This is a genomic window from Leuconostoc citreum (genome assembly GCF_007954785.1).
Classification (GTDB): domain Bacteria; phylum Bacillota; class Bacilli; order Lactobacillales; family Lactobacillaceae; genus Leuconostoc; species Leuconostoc citreum.
The window spans coordinates 231,453-247,133 of the sequence record NZ_CP042410.1; the positions used below are offsets into that span (position 1 = coordinate 231,453).

Consider the following 15,681-nt stretch of genomic DNA (forward strand, 5'->3'; position numbering starts at 1 on the left):
GATGACGATTGATTTTTTTGATAACGATTTAACATCTCTTCATAATGGCCTTTTAAATAAGCAGTTTACGGCTAGTGAACTAACTAAAGCCACGCTTGAAAAAATCGAGAAAACTGATGACAAGCTACATGCTTTTATTATGACGAACCCAGAAATAGCTTTGTCACAAGCTGAAAGCATAGATGAAAAGCAAAATTTTGCTCACGTCTTATCGGGACTTCCATTAGCATTAAAGGATAACTTAGCTACTAAAGGAATTGAAACAACTGGTGCTTCAAAAATTTTGGAAGGTTTTAAGCCAGTCTATGATGCCACTGTTGTTGAAAAGCTTAATCAGGATGGTGCCATTTCTGTCGGAAAAGCGAACATGGATGAATTCGCAATGGGTGGCTCAACAGAAACATCATATTATAATAAGACAGCTAATGCATGGGATCAAACAAAGGTGCCGGGCGGATCATCTGGTGGTTCAGCGGCAGCTGTTGCTGCAGGATTAGTGCCGTTCGCCTTGGGTTCTGATACTGGTGGTTCAATCCGTCAACCAGCAGCATTCAATGGTATTGTCGGTATGAAGCCAACATATGGTCGTGTATCGCGTTGGGGGTTGTTTGCGATGGCTTCATCGCTTGATCAAGTGGGGCCTTTTACACGTACTGTAAAAGATAATGCATTGGTTTTGAATACCATTGCTGGTTTTGACATTAAGGACTCTACTGCTTCAAAACGTGAAGTGCCTGATTTTACAGCACAGTTAACCGGTAATATTAAAGGTTTAAAGATTGCTGTACCAAAAGAGTATTTTGGTGAGGGAATTGATCCTAAAGTGGCAACAACAGTTAAAGCAGCAATTGCGCAGCTCGAGGCAATGGGGGCTACGGTTGATGAAGTGAGCTTGCCACACACAAAGTACGGTGTTGCTGCCTATTATATTATTATGTCTTCAGAAGCATCTTCTAATTTACAGCGTTACGATGGTGTACGCTATGGCTATCGCGCTGATGATGTTAAAAATCTTGAAGATTTGTATGTTAAGACACGATCAGAGGGCTTTGGTGATGAAGTAAAGCGTCGCATTATGCTAGGGACATTTTCATTATCTGCTGGTGCTTATGATGCGTTCTTTAAAAAAGCAGCTAAGATTCGTACTTTATTAATAGAAGACTTCAATAAAGTATTTGCTAGTTATGATGTCATTGTCGGTCCCACAGCGCCAACTGTTGCTTATGGCCTAGGAGAAGAGGTAGATGACCCAACAGCTATGTACTTAGCTGATGTACTGACTGTACCGGTTAATTTGGCTGGTCTGCCCGGATTATCTGTTAATGCAGGGTTTGTAGACGGTTTGCCAGTCGGCTTGCAGATTATTGGTAAGCCATTTGATGAACAGACTGTTTACCAAACGGGCTATGCCTTTGAACAAGCCACGCGTCTATTCGAACAAATACCAGATATTGCAAAAGAAGACTAAGAAGGGGACAGTTGATTATGGGAACAGGAAATTTTGAAACAACCATTGGATTGGAAGTTCACGTTGAAATGCAAACCAATTCAAAGCTTTTGTCACCATCGCCAGTCCATTATGGTGATCAGCCAAACGAAAACACGAATGTGATTGATTTTGGCTATCCTGGTGTTTTGCCGGTTGCTAACAAAGGGGCATTAGAATATGGTATGCGTGCAGCGCTAGCCTTGAATGCCACCATCTCACCATTTATTCGTTGGGATCGTAAGAATTATTTTTACCCAGATAACCCAAAAGCTTATCAAACAACGCAATCACAGACACCTATTGGTACAAATGGCTATCTTGACGTCGTATTAGCTGATGGACAAACCAAACGCATTCGTATTAAAGAAATGCACGTCGAAGAAGATGCCGGTAAAAACACACACGGTGCTGATGGCTATTCATACGTGGATTTGAACCGTCAAGGAACACCTTTAATTGAAATTGTATCGGAAGCAGATATCGCCTCCCCAGATGAAGCTTATGCTTACCTAGAACAGTTGCGCCAAGCTATTTTGTTTACTGGTATTTCTGAGGCTAAAATGCAAGAAGGTCAAATGCGTGCGGATGTTAACATTTCAATTCGGCCATTTGGGTCAACCGAATATGGCACTAAAGTTGAAATGAAAAATATTAATTCATTCAACTATGTCCGTAATGCTTTGATTTTTGAAGAGAAACGCCAGGCAGAGGTGTTGCGCTCAGGTGGTGTCATTCAACAGGAAACACGTCGCTACAACGAACCAACAAAGTCAACAATACTCATGCGTGTTAAAGAGGGTGCAGATGATTACCGTTATTTCCCCGAACCAGACTTATCACCTGTTGTGATTGATCAAGAATGGATTGATCAAGTAGCAGCTGAATTACCAAAATCTGCTAAGGAACGCCAGCAGGACTATGTTACACATTTGGGCATTGAACAATACGATGCTGAGGTATTAACTCAGACTTTAGCGATGGCTGATTTTTATGACGCAACTATCGCAGCTGGGGCCGATGCAAAACGTGCAGCTAATTATCTAATTGGCGATGTGAATGCTTTCATGAATAAGCACCAAGTTGAATTACAAGAAACACAATTAACGCCACAGCATTTGGCAGGTATGATTAAGTTGATTGAGGCTGGTACGATTTCAACAAAACAGGCAAAACAAGTCTTTGAGGCAATTATGACAGGTGAGGAACCAGAAGCTTTTGCTAAGAAAAATGGTTTGGTTCAAATTAGTGATCCGGCTGTCCTACTAGAATGGATTACAGACGTATTAGATAATAATCCGCAATCCATTGAAGATTTCAAGGGTGGTAAGGATCGCGCAACTGGCTATTTGATTGGACAATTGATGAAAATGTCTAAAGGGCAAGCCAATCCTGGCATTATGAACAAATTATTATTAGAAGAGCTAGCCAAGCGTTAATAATGCTGGATAGTCACATAACAGGTAAACTTACCTGTGTACATAAGTTTTATGAAAGGATAGTGTGGCACGGTAACGTGTTTAACAAATAATTAGCATTATTTGTGATGTCACACGCTAACATGAGAGCAAGAATTATTTATAATCCAACATCCGGTCGTGAAGCAATTAAGCGGGAAATGTTGGACATTTTGCAAGTTTATGAGTCAGCTGGTTATGAAACATCGGCATTTGCCACGACGCCAGAACCAATGTCTGCTGCCATAGAAGCCAGACGAGCCGCTGAAGCGGGATTTGATTTGATTGTTGCTGCCGGTGGTGATGGCACGATTAATGAGGTGGTTAATGGTTTAGCACAATTAGATAAGCGGCCAATGATGGCGGTTATTCCAGCTGGCACTACAAATGATTACGCACGTGCTTTAAAGTTGCCTCGCGATGAACCTCTAGAGTCAGCCAAAGTTATTTTGCAAAATGAAACAATTAAGATGGATATTGGTAAAATTGACCAATATGGGCAGTCAAAGTATTTTATGAATATTGCAGCCTTAGGCACCATTAGTGAAGTTACCTATGCTGTGCCGTCATTAATGAAGTCATTATATGGGTACTTGGCATATCTAGTTAAAGGCGCGGAGTTAATTACAAGAATTAAGCCAGTAAACGCTAAGGTTGTGTACGATGAGGGTGAATATTCTGGGAAAATTTCGATGATTTTTTTGGCATTAACTAATTCAGTTGGTGGCTTCGAATCAATTGTGCCAGATGCTAAGTTAGACGATGGCAAGTTTACATTATTGATTATCAAGGAATCTAACCTTGCCCAAATTCTCCAGATTGTTGCGCAGATGCTCAATGGGGGGAAGCATGTTGATAACCCGCAATTGATTTATAAAAAAACTAACAAAGTGGAAATCATACCATTGGATGATGACCGGTTAAAGGTTAATTTAGATGGTGAATATGGTGGCGATGCCCCAATGCTTTTCACTGATTTACAGCAACATATTGAATTTATTGCGAACCGTTCTGGTATGCCAGAAGCAGCAACTGTTTCGGACCGAACTAAACAGCAATTTATGGCTGACGTCGAAAAACTCGACGTTAAATAATGTTTGTAGTGGGTGTCGAAAAACCCAAGAAAAGGAGTGTGCGATTAATATCATACGATGATGAATTATGTCGTAATGATGAGCACAAATATTATGGCAAAAGCAAATCGTGTCTATAAAACGAAGGATCCCGTAACCAAAAATCAACAAGTTGAGGCTGAAGTGGTTGATATTACTTATCAAGGTATGGGTGTCATTAAAATCGATAATTTTCCAATTTTTGTAATTGATGCCATACCTGGTGAAGTGGTACAAGTTGGTATTACCAAAGTGTTAAAAAGTTACGCTTTTGGTCGCGTGATTAAGCGCGTAAAGGCCTCACCAAATCGTGCCGAAAATGTCGATAAGGTCGCAATTACAACAGGCATTGCGCCATTGGCGAATTTGAAATACGAAGCCCAGTTGACATTTAAGCAACGGCAAGTAGAACAACTCTTTAAAAAAGTTAATGTTAGTGTTGAAGTGAACCCAACGATTGGGATGACAGATCCAACAAAATACAGAAACAAAGCGCAGGTGCCTGTCCAAATGGTTAATGGCCAATTGGAAACAGGCTTTTATCGGCGTGGATCACATAAATTAATGCCAGTAGAGGACTTCTATATTCAAGATCCAAAAGTTGACGAAGCTGTTTCCGTTACACGTGATGTGTTACGCGATCTTGGTATTTCGGCATATGACGAGGAAACACATAAAGGTGTTGTACGCCATATTATGGCACGTCGTGGTTTTTATTCACATGAACTGATGGTTGTGATTATCACCAATACGAAAAAATTACCCGAAGCCGATAACATTGCAGCAGCTTTACGTGCAAAACTACCTGAATTAAAGAGCTTTATCCACAATATTAATAATCACGATACCAACGTCATTATGGGTCAGTGGAATGAAACAGTATGGGGTGCAGATGAGATTCATGATCAGCTAATGGGAAAGGACTTCATCATTGGCCCAAACTCATTTTATCAAATTAACCCGCAGACAACTGCTGTTTTGTATACATTGGCTGCCGAGAAAGCAGGCTTAAAACCGACAGATGTAGTGGTAGATGCTTATTCAGGCATTGGTACGATTACCTTGTCAATTGCTGATCAAGTGGCCAAAGTTTATGGTGTGGAAGTTATTGAAGATGCTGTCCTAGATGCAGAAAAAAATGCCCAAAATAATCATATTGACAACGTTGAATTTGTTACAGCCGATGCGCCCGAGCAGATGACACAATGGGCAGCAGATGGTCTGAAACCGGATGTTGTATTTGTTGATCCACCACGTAAAGGCTTAACCAATGAATTAATCTCAGCTGTTAGTGCGATGCAACCGAAGACATTTGTATATATAAGTTGTAATCCTGCGACCTTGGCACGTGATACAGTTCAGATATTAGCAGAAGGTTTTCATATTGATGGGCCAATTCAACCAATTGACCAATTCCCTCAAACAACACATGTTGAAAGTGTGTTGGTATTTAAGCGTTAAGCACTATGTGAATACTATTTTGTCAAAACAACTCAAAATAATTTGACAAATATTGGTTAACTCTGTAATATATATTAGGGCTCCCATTAAATGGGACAGACGTTAAAAGCTCCCAAGTATTATACTTGGGAGCTTTTCTATTTTTATTTTTACCCCTGAAACGTTGCATGCGCGTAAGCGCTTAATCATGAGGAGGCATCATGGCAGAAAAACAAGTTAAGTATATTTTTGTTACCGGTGGCGTTGTGTCATCTTTGGGAAAAGGTATCGTAGCGGCTTCACTTGGCCGTTTGTTGAAGAACCGTGGCTTAAAATTGGCCATTCAGAAATTGGATCCATATATTAATATTGATCCAGGCACAATGTCCCCATATCAACACGGTGAGACTTTTGTGACAGGAGACGGTTTGGAAACAGATTTGGACATGGGGCACTATGAACGTTTCATGGACATTAATACAAATATGTATTCTAACGTGACAACAGGCCGTATTTATTCTGAAGTATTGGCCAAAGAACGCCGTGGTGATTATAATGGTGGCACAGTGCAGGTGATTCCGCATATTACTGATGCTATTAAAGATAAGATGAAAAAAGCGGCTGAATCAACAGATGCTGATGTTGTTATTGTTGAGGTTGGTGGCACTGTTGGGGATATTGAAAGTTTGCCATTTATTGAGGCATTACGCCAAATGAAATCAGATCTTGGCAGTGATAATGTATTTTATATTCACACGAGTCTTATTGTCTATTTGACAGCTGCGGGCGAAGCAAAAACTAAGCCCACACAACATTCTGTGGCACAATTGCGTTCATTAGGTATTCAACCGGATATGATTGTTCTGCGCACCTCTTCACCGTTAGAAGATAACTTAAAAAAGAAAATTTCAACTTTCACAGATGTCGACCCTGATGCAGTCATCGAGTCACGCGACGTTGAAACATTATATGACATTCCTTTGAACCTCCAAGCACAAGGGATGGATGACGTAGTGCTTAATAAACTAAAGGTTGATGCACCAAAAGCTGATATGGTGGCCTGGTCAGAAATGGTGGAAAATATCAAGCATCCAAAGAAGACAGTTAATATTGCTTTAGTCGGCAAATACACTGATTTGCCCGATGCTTATATCTCTGTCAATGAAGCATTAAAGCATGCTGGTTATGCCCAAAATACTGAGGTTAATATTAACCATATTAAATCTGAGACAGTGACTTCAGACAATGTGGCAACGCTCTTGGCAAACGCTGATGGCGTGATGGTGCCAGGTGGATTTGGTGAGCGTGGGACGGAAGGTAAGATTCAAGCCATTCGCTATGCCCGTGAAACAAATGTGCCATTCTTAGGTGTTTGCTTAGGGATGCAACTTGCTTCCGTTGAATTTGCGCGGCATGTTTTAGGTTATGACGATGCTAACTCAACTGAGTTGAATCCTGAGACACATGCACCTATTATTGATTTGATGAAAGATCAAGAAAATGTTGAAAATCTTGGTGGGACACTACGTTTGGGACTTTATCCGGCTATGCTAACACCAGGAACATTAACTGCTAAGGCTTATGGTAACGTTGATGAAATTGAGCAACGTCACCGCCACCGTTACGAATTTAATACGAAGTTCCGCTCAGAATTTGAAGCAGCTGGTATGATTTTTTCTGCAACGTCACCAGATAATCGTTTAATGGAAGTCATTGAGTACCCAAAAAATGATTTCTTTATCGCAGCACAATACCATCCAGAATTCTTATCACGTCCAGAGCGCCCAGAAGGTTTGTACCATGACTTTATTGGTGCAGCACTTAAGCACGAGGCAAAATAAATTTATTTTTGAACACGCGAACGCGTGTTTTTATTTTCGAACAAAATACTTGCTTTGCTTGGTATAATAATAATATGTTAGCAAATCCATCAAAACACATTGAACAAAAACTCGCGTTGCTGCCATCAGAACCCGGGTCATATCAAATGAAAGATAAGAACGGCAAGATTATTTATGTTGGTAAAGCCAAAAATTTAAAGAATCGTGTTCGCTCTTATTTCAAGCAAGATCATAGTGGCAAAACAGCAGAATTAGTGCAAAATATCACCGATTTTGATTATATTGTCACAAATTCCGATAAGGAAGCTTTTTTACTAGAAAACGAATTAATTAAAAAGTATAAGCCTTATTATAATATTCGCTTGAAGTATGGTACTGGTTATCCTTATATTAAAATTACTAAAGAGCGCGATCCTAAAATGGCTTTAGTTAATGAAGTCAAGCGAGATGGCGGCTTTTATTTTGGACCCTATCCAAACGTTTATGCTGCACAGGAAACCTTACGATTTTTGGAAAAAAATTATCCTCTACGACGCTGCAACGGTTATCAAGGCAGGCCATGCTTATACTACAATATGGGACAATGCTTAGGACCGTGCTGGCATGATGTACCACAAAAAGCGTATGATGATCAAATTGCGCGTATTAAACACTTTTTAGATGGTAATACTGCTTCAGTTAAAAAAGCCATTGCACAGAAAATGCAAATAGCTGCCGAAACATTAGAATTTGAGCGTGCGGCTGATTTAAGAGATCAACTCAAATATATTGATGAAACAGTTGAAAGTCAACGTGTACTCTCAAAAGACACGACACCTCGCGACTTGTTTAATTATTATCTTGACAAGGGTTGGATGACGGTTGAAGTCTTTTTCTTAAGACAAGCACGTCTAATTCGACAATACAAACAGACATTTTCGGTTGTCGGGGCAGCTGATGAAGAAATGATGAACTTCATGCAACAGTTCTATGCACAGCGTAACATTCAAAAACCCAATGAAGTATTAGTACCCAAAGGGATTGATATTAATGCATTATCAGAGATGTTACAAATTCCTGTACGTGTACCTGTGCGTGGTGAAAAACGTGATTTGCTAGATTTAGCTCAAAAAAATGCTCGAATTGCTTTAGAAGAAAAGTTTCGTTTGATGCAGTTGAATGAGAAAAAAACGACAGGCGCGATGCGCGAAATCACCCATGCTTTAAACATTCCTATGGGCAAAAGAATTGAGGCTTTTGATCATTCACATACCCAAGGTGTCGAAATTGTCAGCGCTATGGTTGTCTTTGATGATGGCGTGCCCAACAAAGACCTATATCGTAAATATAAAATTAAATCGGTCAGTCACGCTGATGAATGGTCTGAAACCCAAGAAGTAATCCGCCGCCGATACTCACGTATTTTGAAAGAGGGCGGTGAAATGCCAGACCTTATTTTAATGGATGGTGGAGAAATTCAGCTACACGCTGCCAAAGAAGTGTTAGAAGATGAACTTGGTCTAACTAGCTTGCCGATTGCAGCCATGGTGAAAAATGATAAGCATAAGACAGCTGATCTGATTGATGGGCGAACAGGTGAAGTAGTAGTTTTGAGTAAGCAATCTGAAGGTTTCTTCTTGATTCAGCGTGTACAAGAGGAAGTGCATCGGTTTGCGATTAATTTCCATCGCCAACTGCGTAGTAAGAACTCGTTAGCATCACGCTTAGATATGATTGACGGTGTCGGCCCTAAAACGCGACAGAAATTACTACGTGAATTTGGGTCACTACCAAAAATAGCTGGGGCTTCCATTGAAGCATTGCAAGCCATCGGCATTAATGAAAAATTAGCGCGTGTTATCCATATGAGTTTAAAATCAGGCATACAATAGTAATAAACCTCATGGTCGCACGACGACGCGTTTTATGTTAAACTAGAGTATTAAAAGTATCGCAAGCTCAATGATATGAGCGGACAAGGAGAATCGCATCAAACAAGACGCGTCCGATTAGTAACAGCGTGTCGGTTGGTTTGGTGCACTAAAGCTATGGCATTTGTAGATCAAGCAGAAATTGAAGTAAAAGCTGGAAAAGGTGGCGATGGTATTGTATCCTTCCGTCACGAAAAATTTGTGGCTATGGGCGGTCCATTCGGTGGAGATGGTGGCCACGGAGGGTCAATCATTTTTAAAGTGGACGAAGGTCTACGCACTTTGATGGATTTTCGTTATAATCGTCATTTTAAGGCTCAGCCTGGTGGCAACGGTGGCACAAAAGGAATGACAGGTGCCTCAGCCGAAGATCGATATATCAAAGTGCCACAAGGCACAACGGTAAAAGATGTTGAAACGGGCGAAGTTTTAGGCGACTTACTGGAAAATGGTCAAGAATTAGTTGTCGTAAAAGGTGGCCGTGGTGGCCGCGGCAACATTCATTTTGCTACACCAGCTAACCCAGCACCTGAATTGTCAGAAAATGGCGAGCCAGGTCAAGTCCGAAAGCTTAAGTTAGAGCTTAAGGTGCTTGCCGATGTTGGACTCGTTGGTTTTCCTTCGGCGGGAAAGTCCACGCTATTGTCTGTTGTTTCTAATGCAAAACCTAAAGTTGCGGCTTACCATTTCACAACGCTGTCACCTAATATTGGCATGGTTCGTCTAGATGATGCGCGCGATTTTGTTATGGCCGATTTGCCCGGTTTGATAGAAGGTGCATCTCAAGGTGTTGGACTTGGCTTCCAGTTTTTACGTCACGTTGAACGTACGCGTGTCGTACTGCACCTTGTGGATATGTCAGGTATTGAAGGAAACGACCCGTACACACAATATCGTAAAATATTAGATGAACTAGGTCAGTATGATGAAACAATACTAAATCGACCACATATTGTTGTGCCAACGAAAATGGACATGCCAGATTCTGAAGAAAATTTGGTTAAATTCCGTCAAGAAGTTGCCGCTGATTCAGGTTTGCCTGTACAACCGGAGATTATGCCTATTTCTGCTTTAACGCGTGAAGGGGTTCAACCTTTGATGCGATTAACTGCTGACTTATTAGCCACTGCACCTGTACCGGAAAGTTACCGTCCTGTGGTAGAAAAGGTGTCTAACGATAAAACTTATGACTTTAAGCCAGAACAGCATAACTTTACTGTTGAATGGTCCGAGGAGACAGAAGAGTGGGTTATTGGCGGCGCTGAAATTGAGAAACTATTCTTAATGACAAATATTCAGCGTGATGCAACGATTATGCGTTTTGGGAGACAGCTCAGGCATATGGGCGTTGATGACGCGCTTCGCAAAGCTGGTGCCAAAGACGGTGATGATGTGCGCATCAATAACTCGGATTTTGTATTCGAATTCAGTGATTAATGTTTTAAAACAGCCAGTGTACTACTGACTGTTTTTTATTGCTTAAAATAGTTTGTGAATAAAAGAACATTGATATAGCAAGCTATTTCACAATCTTTATTTCGCATAGACTAGTGAAAAGTGCTATGATATGGTTATTGAAAAAAGTTTGGAGGAAATGAGTGACACCACGCGATGAGTGAGAGCTATCATTCAAGCGCAGCGCACACTCCTTAATAAAATGGCAGAAAAAAAGTTTGGTGCAGATATTGTTGCACAAAGTCTAACAAACCACGGTGTCGATTTAGTATTCGGTATTCCGGGTGCGAAAATTGATCGCTTATTTGAGACATTGGAACACCCTTCAGCAGGTGTGAAAGTACCCCATTTGATTGTCACACGACACGAACAAAATGCTGCGTTCATGGCTCAAGCATTTGCCCGTATTACGGGTAAAACTGGTGTTGTCATTGTGACTTCAGGCCCTGGTGTTGGTAATCTTGTGAGCGGGTTGATGACCGCTAGTGCCGAAAATGACCCAGTTGTCGCTATTGGTGGCCAGGTACCGCGTCGTGATCTTTATCGTTTAACGCATCAGTCAACAAATTCTGTAGCACTCTTTAATTCGATTACTAATTTCAGTTCAGAAATTCAAGATCCTAATAATATTTCAGAAATTATTGCCAATGCTTTCGCAGCTGCTAATGGTGCCAAAAAAGGTGCTGCTTTCGTTTCTCTGCCCCAGGATGTTGATGATGCACCTGTAACCATTGATGCATTACCACAAGTGCCCGCAGCGCAACAAGGTGCCGCTTCTCTTGCTGATCTTGATTGGTTAGCTAACCAAATTAAGCAAGCACAGCTTCCTGTTTTGCTAGTTGGTGCGCGAGGTTCTGATGATCAGACTGTTGCAGCTTTGCACAGCTTGCTTGGCGACACACCACTACCAGTTGTCGAAACATTCCAAGGTGCTGGTGTTATATCGCATGACTTAGAACCAACAACTTTCTTTGGTCGTATTGGTCTTTTCCGTAACCAAACTGGTGATAAGCTACTAAAACAATCAGACTTAGTGATTACAGTTGGTTATGACGCTATCGAATATGAACCACGTAACTGGAATAAAGAAAACGACTTAAATATTGTCGCCTTAGATACGACACCGGTTCAAATTGATAATAATTTTGTGCCAAAACGTCAACTAGTAGGCAATATTGCGCAAAGTCTTGACTTGTTAGCTGAACGTATCAAAGGTTATGTATTACCTGAGGCTAGTCAAAGTCAATTAAAGGCATTGAAGAAAGATCTGAATGACACGGACGAGCCAACTTATACACCTGCTGAAGGCAACTTAAACCATCCGTTGAATATTATTAAGGCGCTACAAGCACGTGTCACAGATGACATGACAGTGTCCACTGATATTGGCTCACATTATATCTGGATGGCACGTCACTTCAAGTCATATGTCCCACGTCATTTCTTAATTTCAAATGGTATGCAAACACTTGGTGTTGGACTACCATGGGCATTAACCGCAGCCATGGTACGACCAAATGCTAAATCTATTTCTGTTTCTGGCGATGGTGGTTTCTTCTTTTCAGCGATGGAATTGGAAACAGCTGTTCGTCTAAACTTAGATACAGTGCACATTGTTTGGAATGATAATGCACACTATGATATGGTTAAATTCCAAGAAGAGTTAAAGTATGATGGTGAATCAGCTGGTGTTGATTTTGGTAATATTGATCTTGTCAAGTATGCCGAAAGCTTCGGAGCTAAAGGTTTACGTGTCAATACTCCGGCAGAACTCGATGCTGTATTGGATGAAGCCTTTGCAACTAAGGGACCAGTTGTGGTCGATATACCAGTTGATTATTCACATAATTTCGAGTTAGGTGAACAATTAATTGAGTCAGAAGGCTAATGATAATAGGTAAGTAAAAAGCACATTATTGTGCTTTTTTTGTGAACAAAATCTGTAATCAGATTGTTATTTTGTGAACTTATACATTGGAAAAAAGAAAATAGATGAACGTATAAGGTTATTTTAAAAAACTTACAAAAAATAATGAATAAATACTTGGTGTTATAGATTTAACAAATAACAAAACTGACTTGCTAATACGCTATTAAAAATAAATGAAACAAACATTCGCATGAATGTTTATACATAGAACAAGTGTTTGACATTAACCAGTAAAGGGGCGCATAATTCTAAATACAGTCATCAAATTGATTAGTCACAAAAATCACAATAAAATTAAAAGGGGAACAAGGGATGTCGTTAGGTCAAACATTACTAAAAGTCACAAAACAGACGGGGGAGACAGTGACGTTTCACGCTTATAAGGTCGCTTTGATACTAAATCTTTTGGGGGTAAAAGATGATGTTTATCAACAAGTGATGGCCGCGGTGGAAAACCAGACGAAACAACCACAATTAACAACAGCACAAATATATAATACTGTGTTATCCGAACTCAAAAAATTGGATGGTGCTGCAGCCGCAGCTTTTGAGCAAGAACATATTCGAGCAGAAAAAAAGTGGCAACAGGCCATTAATCCATCAAACAAAATCAATCGACTCATTGCGCAAGAAGATGATATTGTTCACGAAAATGCTAACAAAGATGCACAAGTTTTTAATACATTTCGCGACTTAACAGCTGGTATGGTTGGTAAATCAACAGGGCTGAAAATGTTGCCAGAAGATGTAGCTAAAGCTCATTTACGTGGTGATATGCACTGGCATGATTTAGATTATTCGCCCTTGAGTCCAATGACAAACTGTTGCTTAGTCGATTTTAAGTTTATGTTTGAGCATGGCTATACAATGGGCAATGCGCAAGTTGAACAGCCGCAATCAATCGGGACGGCCACAGCTCAAATGGCGCAAATTATTGCCAACGTTGCTTCATCACAATACGGTGGTATTTCTATTAATCGTGCTGATGAATTGCTCGCACCATATGCAGCAATGAATTACAAGAAGCACCTAGCTGAAGCCGAAACCTATGTTGTGCCCGAAAAAAGAGAAGCATATGCTGTGTCCAGCACAAAAAAAGATATATATGATGCGATGCAAGCATTAGAGTATGAAATTAATACGTTATCTTCAGCACAAGGACAAACACCTTTTACAACATTGGCTTTTGGTTTAGGAACAGATTGGTTAGCGCGTGAAATTCAAAAAGCTATTTTTGATATTCGCATTAAGGGTATTGGGCCAAACCATCGTACAGCGATTTTTCCAAAGCTGGTATTCTCGTTGAAACGTGGCGTGAACATGCTTAAAAACGATCCAAACTATGATATTAAAAAAATGGCGATAGTGTGTGCAACAAAACGCATGTATCCTGATGTTTTGAATTATGAAAAAATAATTGAAATTACTGGTTCATTTAAGGCGCCAATGGGCTGCCGTTCATTTTTACAAGGTTGGCGTGATGAAAATCAAACGGAAGTCAACGAAGGGCGTATGAATTTAGGTGTGGTAACCCTAAATATTCCACGTATTGCGATCCAGTCGGGTGGGGATGTGAATATGTTTTGGGAGATTTTAGCAGAGCGCCTAGCGTTAGCCAAAAAGGCATTACAATTTAGAGTAGCACGTACCAAAACAGCGATTCCTGAAAATGCACCAATTCTTTATCAAGGTGGCGTTTTTGGCAGTCAAAGTGTCACCGAAGTTGATAGTTTATTCAGAAATGGCCGCGCCACAGTGTCTTTGGGTTACATAGGATTATACGAAGTGGGCGCTTATTTCTTTGGTGCGAATTGGGAAGATAATAGTCAGGCACATGATTTTACGGTTGCTATTGTGCGCCGTCTTAATGAAGCATGTCAGCAGTGGGAAAAAGAGGATGGCTACCATTATTCTGTGTATTCAACGCCAGCGGAATCACTAACAGACCGCTTTTGTGAACTTGATAAGGCGCGATTTGGCGTGGTTGATAATGTGACTGATAAAGATTACTATACGAATTCATTCCATTACGATGTGCGAAAGCATCCTAATCCTTTTGAAAAACTACTGTTTGAAGAAGCTTATCCACATTATGCAAGTGGTGGGTTTATTCACTATTGCGAATATCCTAATTTAAAACAAAATCCAGCAGCACTTGAATCAGTTTGGGATTTTGCTTATGATCATGTTGGTTATTTAGGCACAAATACACCAATTGATAAGTGCTTTAAATGTGGCTATGAAGGAGAGTTTAAGCCAACTGCACGTGGTTTTTGCTGCCCAGAGTGTGGCAACCATGACCCAAAGACTTGTGATGTGGTTAAACGAACTTGTGGTTACCTAGGAAATCCACAAGCTAGGCCTATGATTCACGGACGCCATGCTGAAATTACGGCCCGTGTGAAAAATATGTCACAACATGAGGTGGATGAAGGCCATGTCTAAAAAATTAGAAAACGGTATTACTGTACCGGATAGTCAAGAATGGCGCTCGGAAGATTTGACACGTAATTTTGTAGCCGATTACAAACCCTTCGTTATGGTCGATGGCCCAGGCGTACGTTGCTCAATCTACTTGTCCGGTTGCAAATTCTTATGTCCTGGCTGTTATAATGTTGTCGCGCAAAACTTTCATTATGGCACAGAATATACACAGGCACTAGAAGATCAGATTATTGCAGATTTGAGTCAACCGTATGTTCAAGGATTGACTTTGCTTGGTGGTGAACCATTTTTAAATACACCTGTTGCCTTACAATTAACACGTCGTGTGAGAGCAGAATTTGGCGATACGAAAGATATTTGGTCTTGGACTGGCTATACGTGGGATGAATTAATGAAGGAAACCGATGATAAAAAAGCACTATTAGCAGAAATTGATGTTTTGGTAGATGGTCGATTTGTGCAAGCTCTGATGGACTTATCTTTAAGATTTAAAGGATCTGCCAATCAGCGCATCATCGATGTGCCGCAGTCGCTAGAGGCACAGCGCCTTATTTTGTGGCAAGATGAATATGGGATTTAAGTTTTAAAAGCACTAGTTTAGGTGC

General features: G+C 40.5%; 10 protein-coding genes. All 10 read left to right on the top strand.

Translation table 11 applies throughout. The annotated features are described in order from the left end of the window. Nucleotide 1: 1 nt before the first annotated feature. The 10 genes from gatA (at nucleotide 2) to nrdG (ending at nucleotide 15,656) form a co-directional block, all read left to right on the top strand. Complete coding sequence (gatA, locus tag FGL72_RS01190; protein WP_146992949.1) at nucleotides 2-1,468, top strand: Asp-tRNA(Asn)/Glu-tRNA(Gln) amidotransferase subunit GatA; 1,467 nt, start codon at nucleotides 2-4, stop codon at nucleotides 1,466-1,468. A 17-nt stretch (nucleotides 1,469-1,485) separates the two neighbouring features. Further along, nucleotides 1,486-2,925 (top strand): Asp-tRNA(Asn)/Glu-tRNA(Gln) amidotransferase subunit GatB, encoded by a 1,440-nt coding sequence (gatB, locus tag FGL72_RS01195; RefSeq protein WP_004904776.1) that lies wholly within the window; start codon nucleotides 1,486-1,488, stop codon nucleotides 2,923-2,925. A 122-nt stretch (nucleotides 2,926-3,047) separates the two neighbouring features. Next, entirely contained in the window at nucleotides 3,048-4,037 is a 990-nt protein-coding gene (locus FGL72_RS01200; protein WP_004902537.1) for a diacylglycerol kinase family lipid kinase, read from the top strand. 93 nt (nucleotides 4,038-4,130) lie between these two features. Then, nucleotides 4,131-5,516 (top strand): 23S rRNA (uracil(1939)-C(5))-methyltransferase RlmD, encoded by a 1,386-nt coding sequence (gene rlmD / locus FGL72_RS01205; RefSeq protein WP_146992317.1) that lies wholly within the window; start codon nucleotides 4,131-4,133, stop codon nucleotides 5,514-5,516. 200 nt (nucleotides 5,517-5,716) lie between these two features. Next, a complete protein-coding gene (locus FGL72_RS01210) occupies nucleotides 5,717-7,336 on the top strand; it encodes a CTP synthase (protein WP_004909163.1) in 1,620 nt (539 codons plus the stop codon). A 74-nt stretch (nucleotides 7,337-7,410) separates the two neighbouring features. Beyond that, complete coding sequence (gene uvrC / locus FGL72_RS01215; RefSeq protein ID WP_146992320.1) at nucleotides 7,411-9,207, top strand: excinuclease ABC subunit UvrC; 1,797 nt, start codon at nucleotides 7,411-7,413, stop codon at nucleotides 9,205-9,207. A 156-nt stretch (nucleotides 9,208-9,363) separates the two neighbouring features. After that, nucleotides 9,364-10,683: a GTPase ObgE gene (gene obgE, locus FGL72_RS01220; protein WP_004909159.1), complete on the top strand. Its 1,320-nt coding sequence runs from the start codon at nucleotides 9,364-9,366 to the stop codon at nucleotides 10,681-10,683. A 220-nt stretch (nucleotides 10,684-10,903) separates the two neighbouring features. Then, nucleotides 10,904-12,589 (top strand): acetolactate synthase AlsS, encoded by a 1,686-nt coding sequence (gene alsS, locus FGL72_RS01225; protein WP_012305386.1) that lies wholly within the window; start codon nucleotides 10,904-10,906, stop codon nucleotides 12,587-12,589. A 354-nt stretch (nucleotides 12,590-12,943) separates the two neighbouring features. Then, complete coding sequence (nrdD, locus tag FGL72_RS01230; protein ID WP_040177312.1) at nucleotides 12,944-15,076, top strand: anaerobic ribonucleoside-triphosphate reductase; 2,133 nt, start codon at nucleotides 12,944-12,946, stop codon at nucleotides 15,074-15,076. Then, nucleotides 15,069-15,656, top strand: coding sequence for an anaerobic ribonucleoside-triphosphate reductase activating protein (nrdG, locus tag FGL72_RS01235; protein ID WP_004909153.1), 588 nt, complete (start codon nucleotides 15,069-15,071; stop codon nucleotides 15,654-15,656). The genes nrdD and nrdG overlap by 8 nt, the downstream gene beginning before the upstream one ends. Nucleotides 15,657-15,681 lie beyond the last annotated feature (25 nt).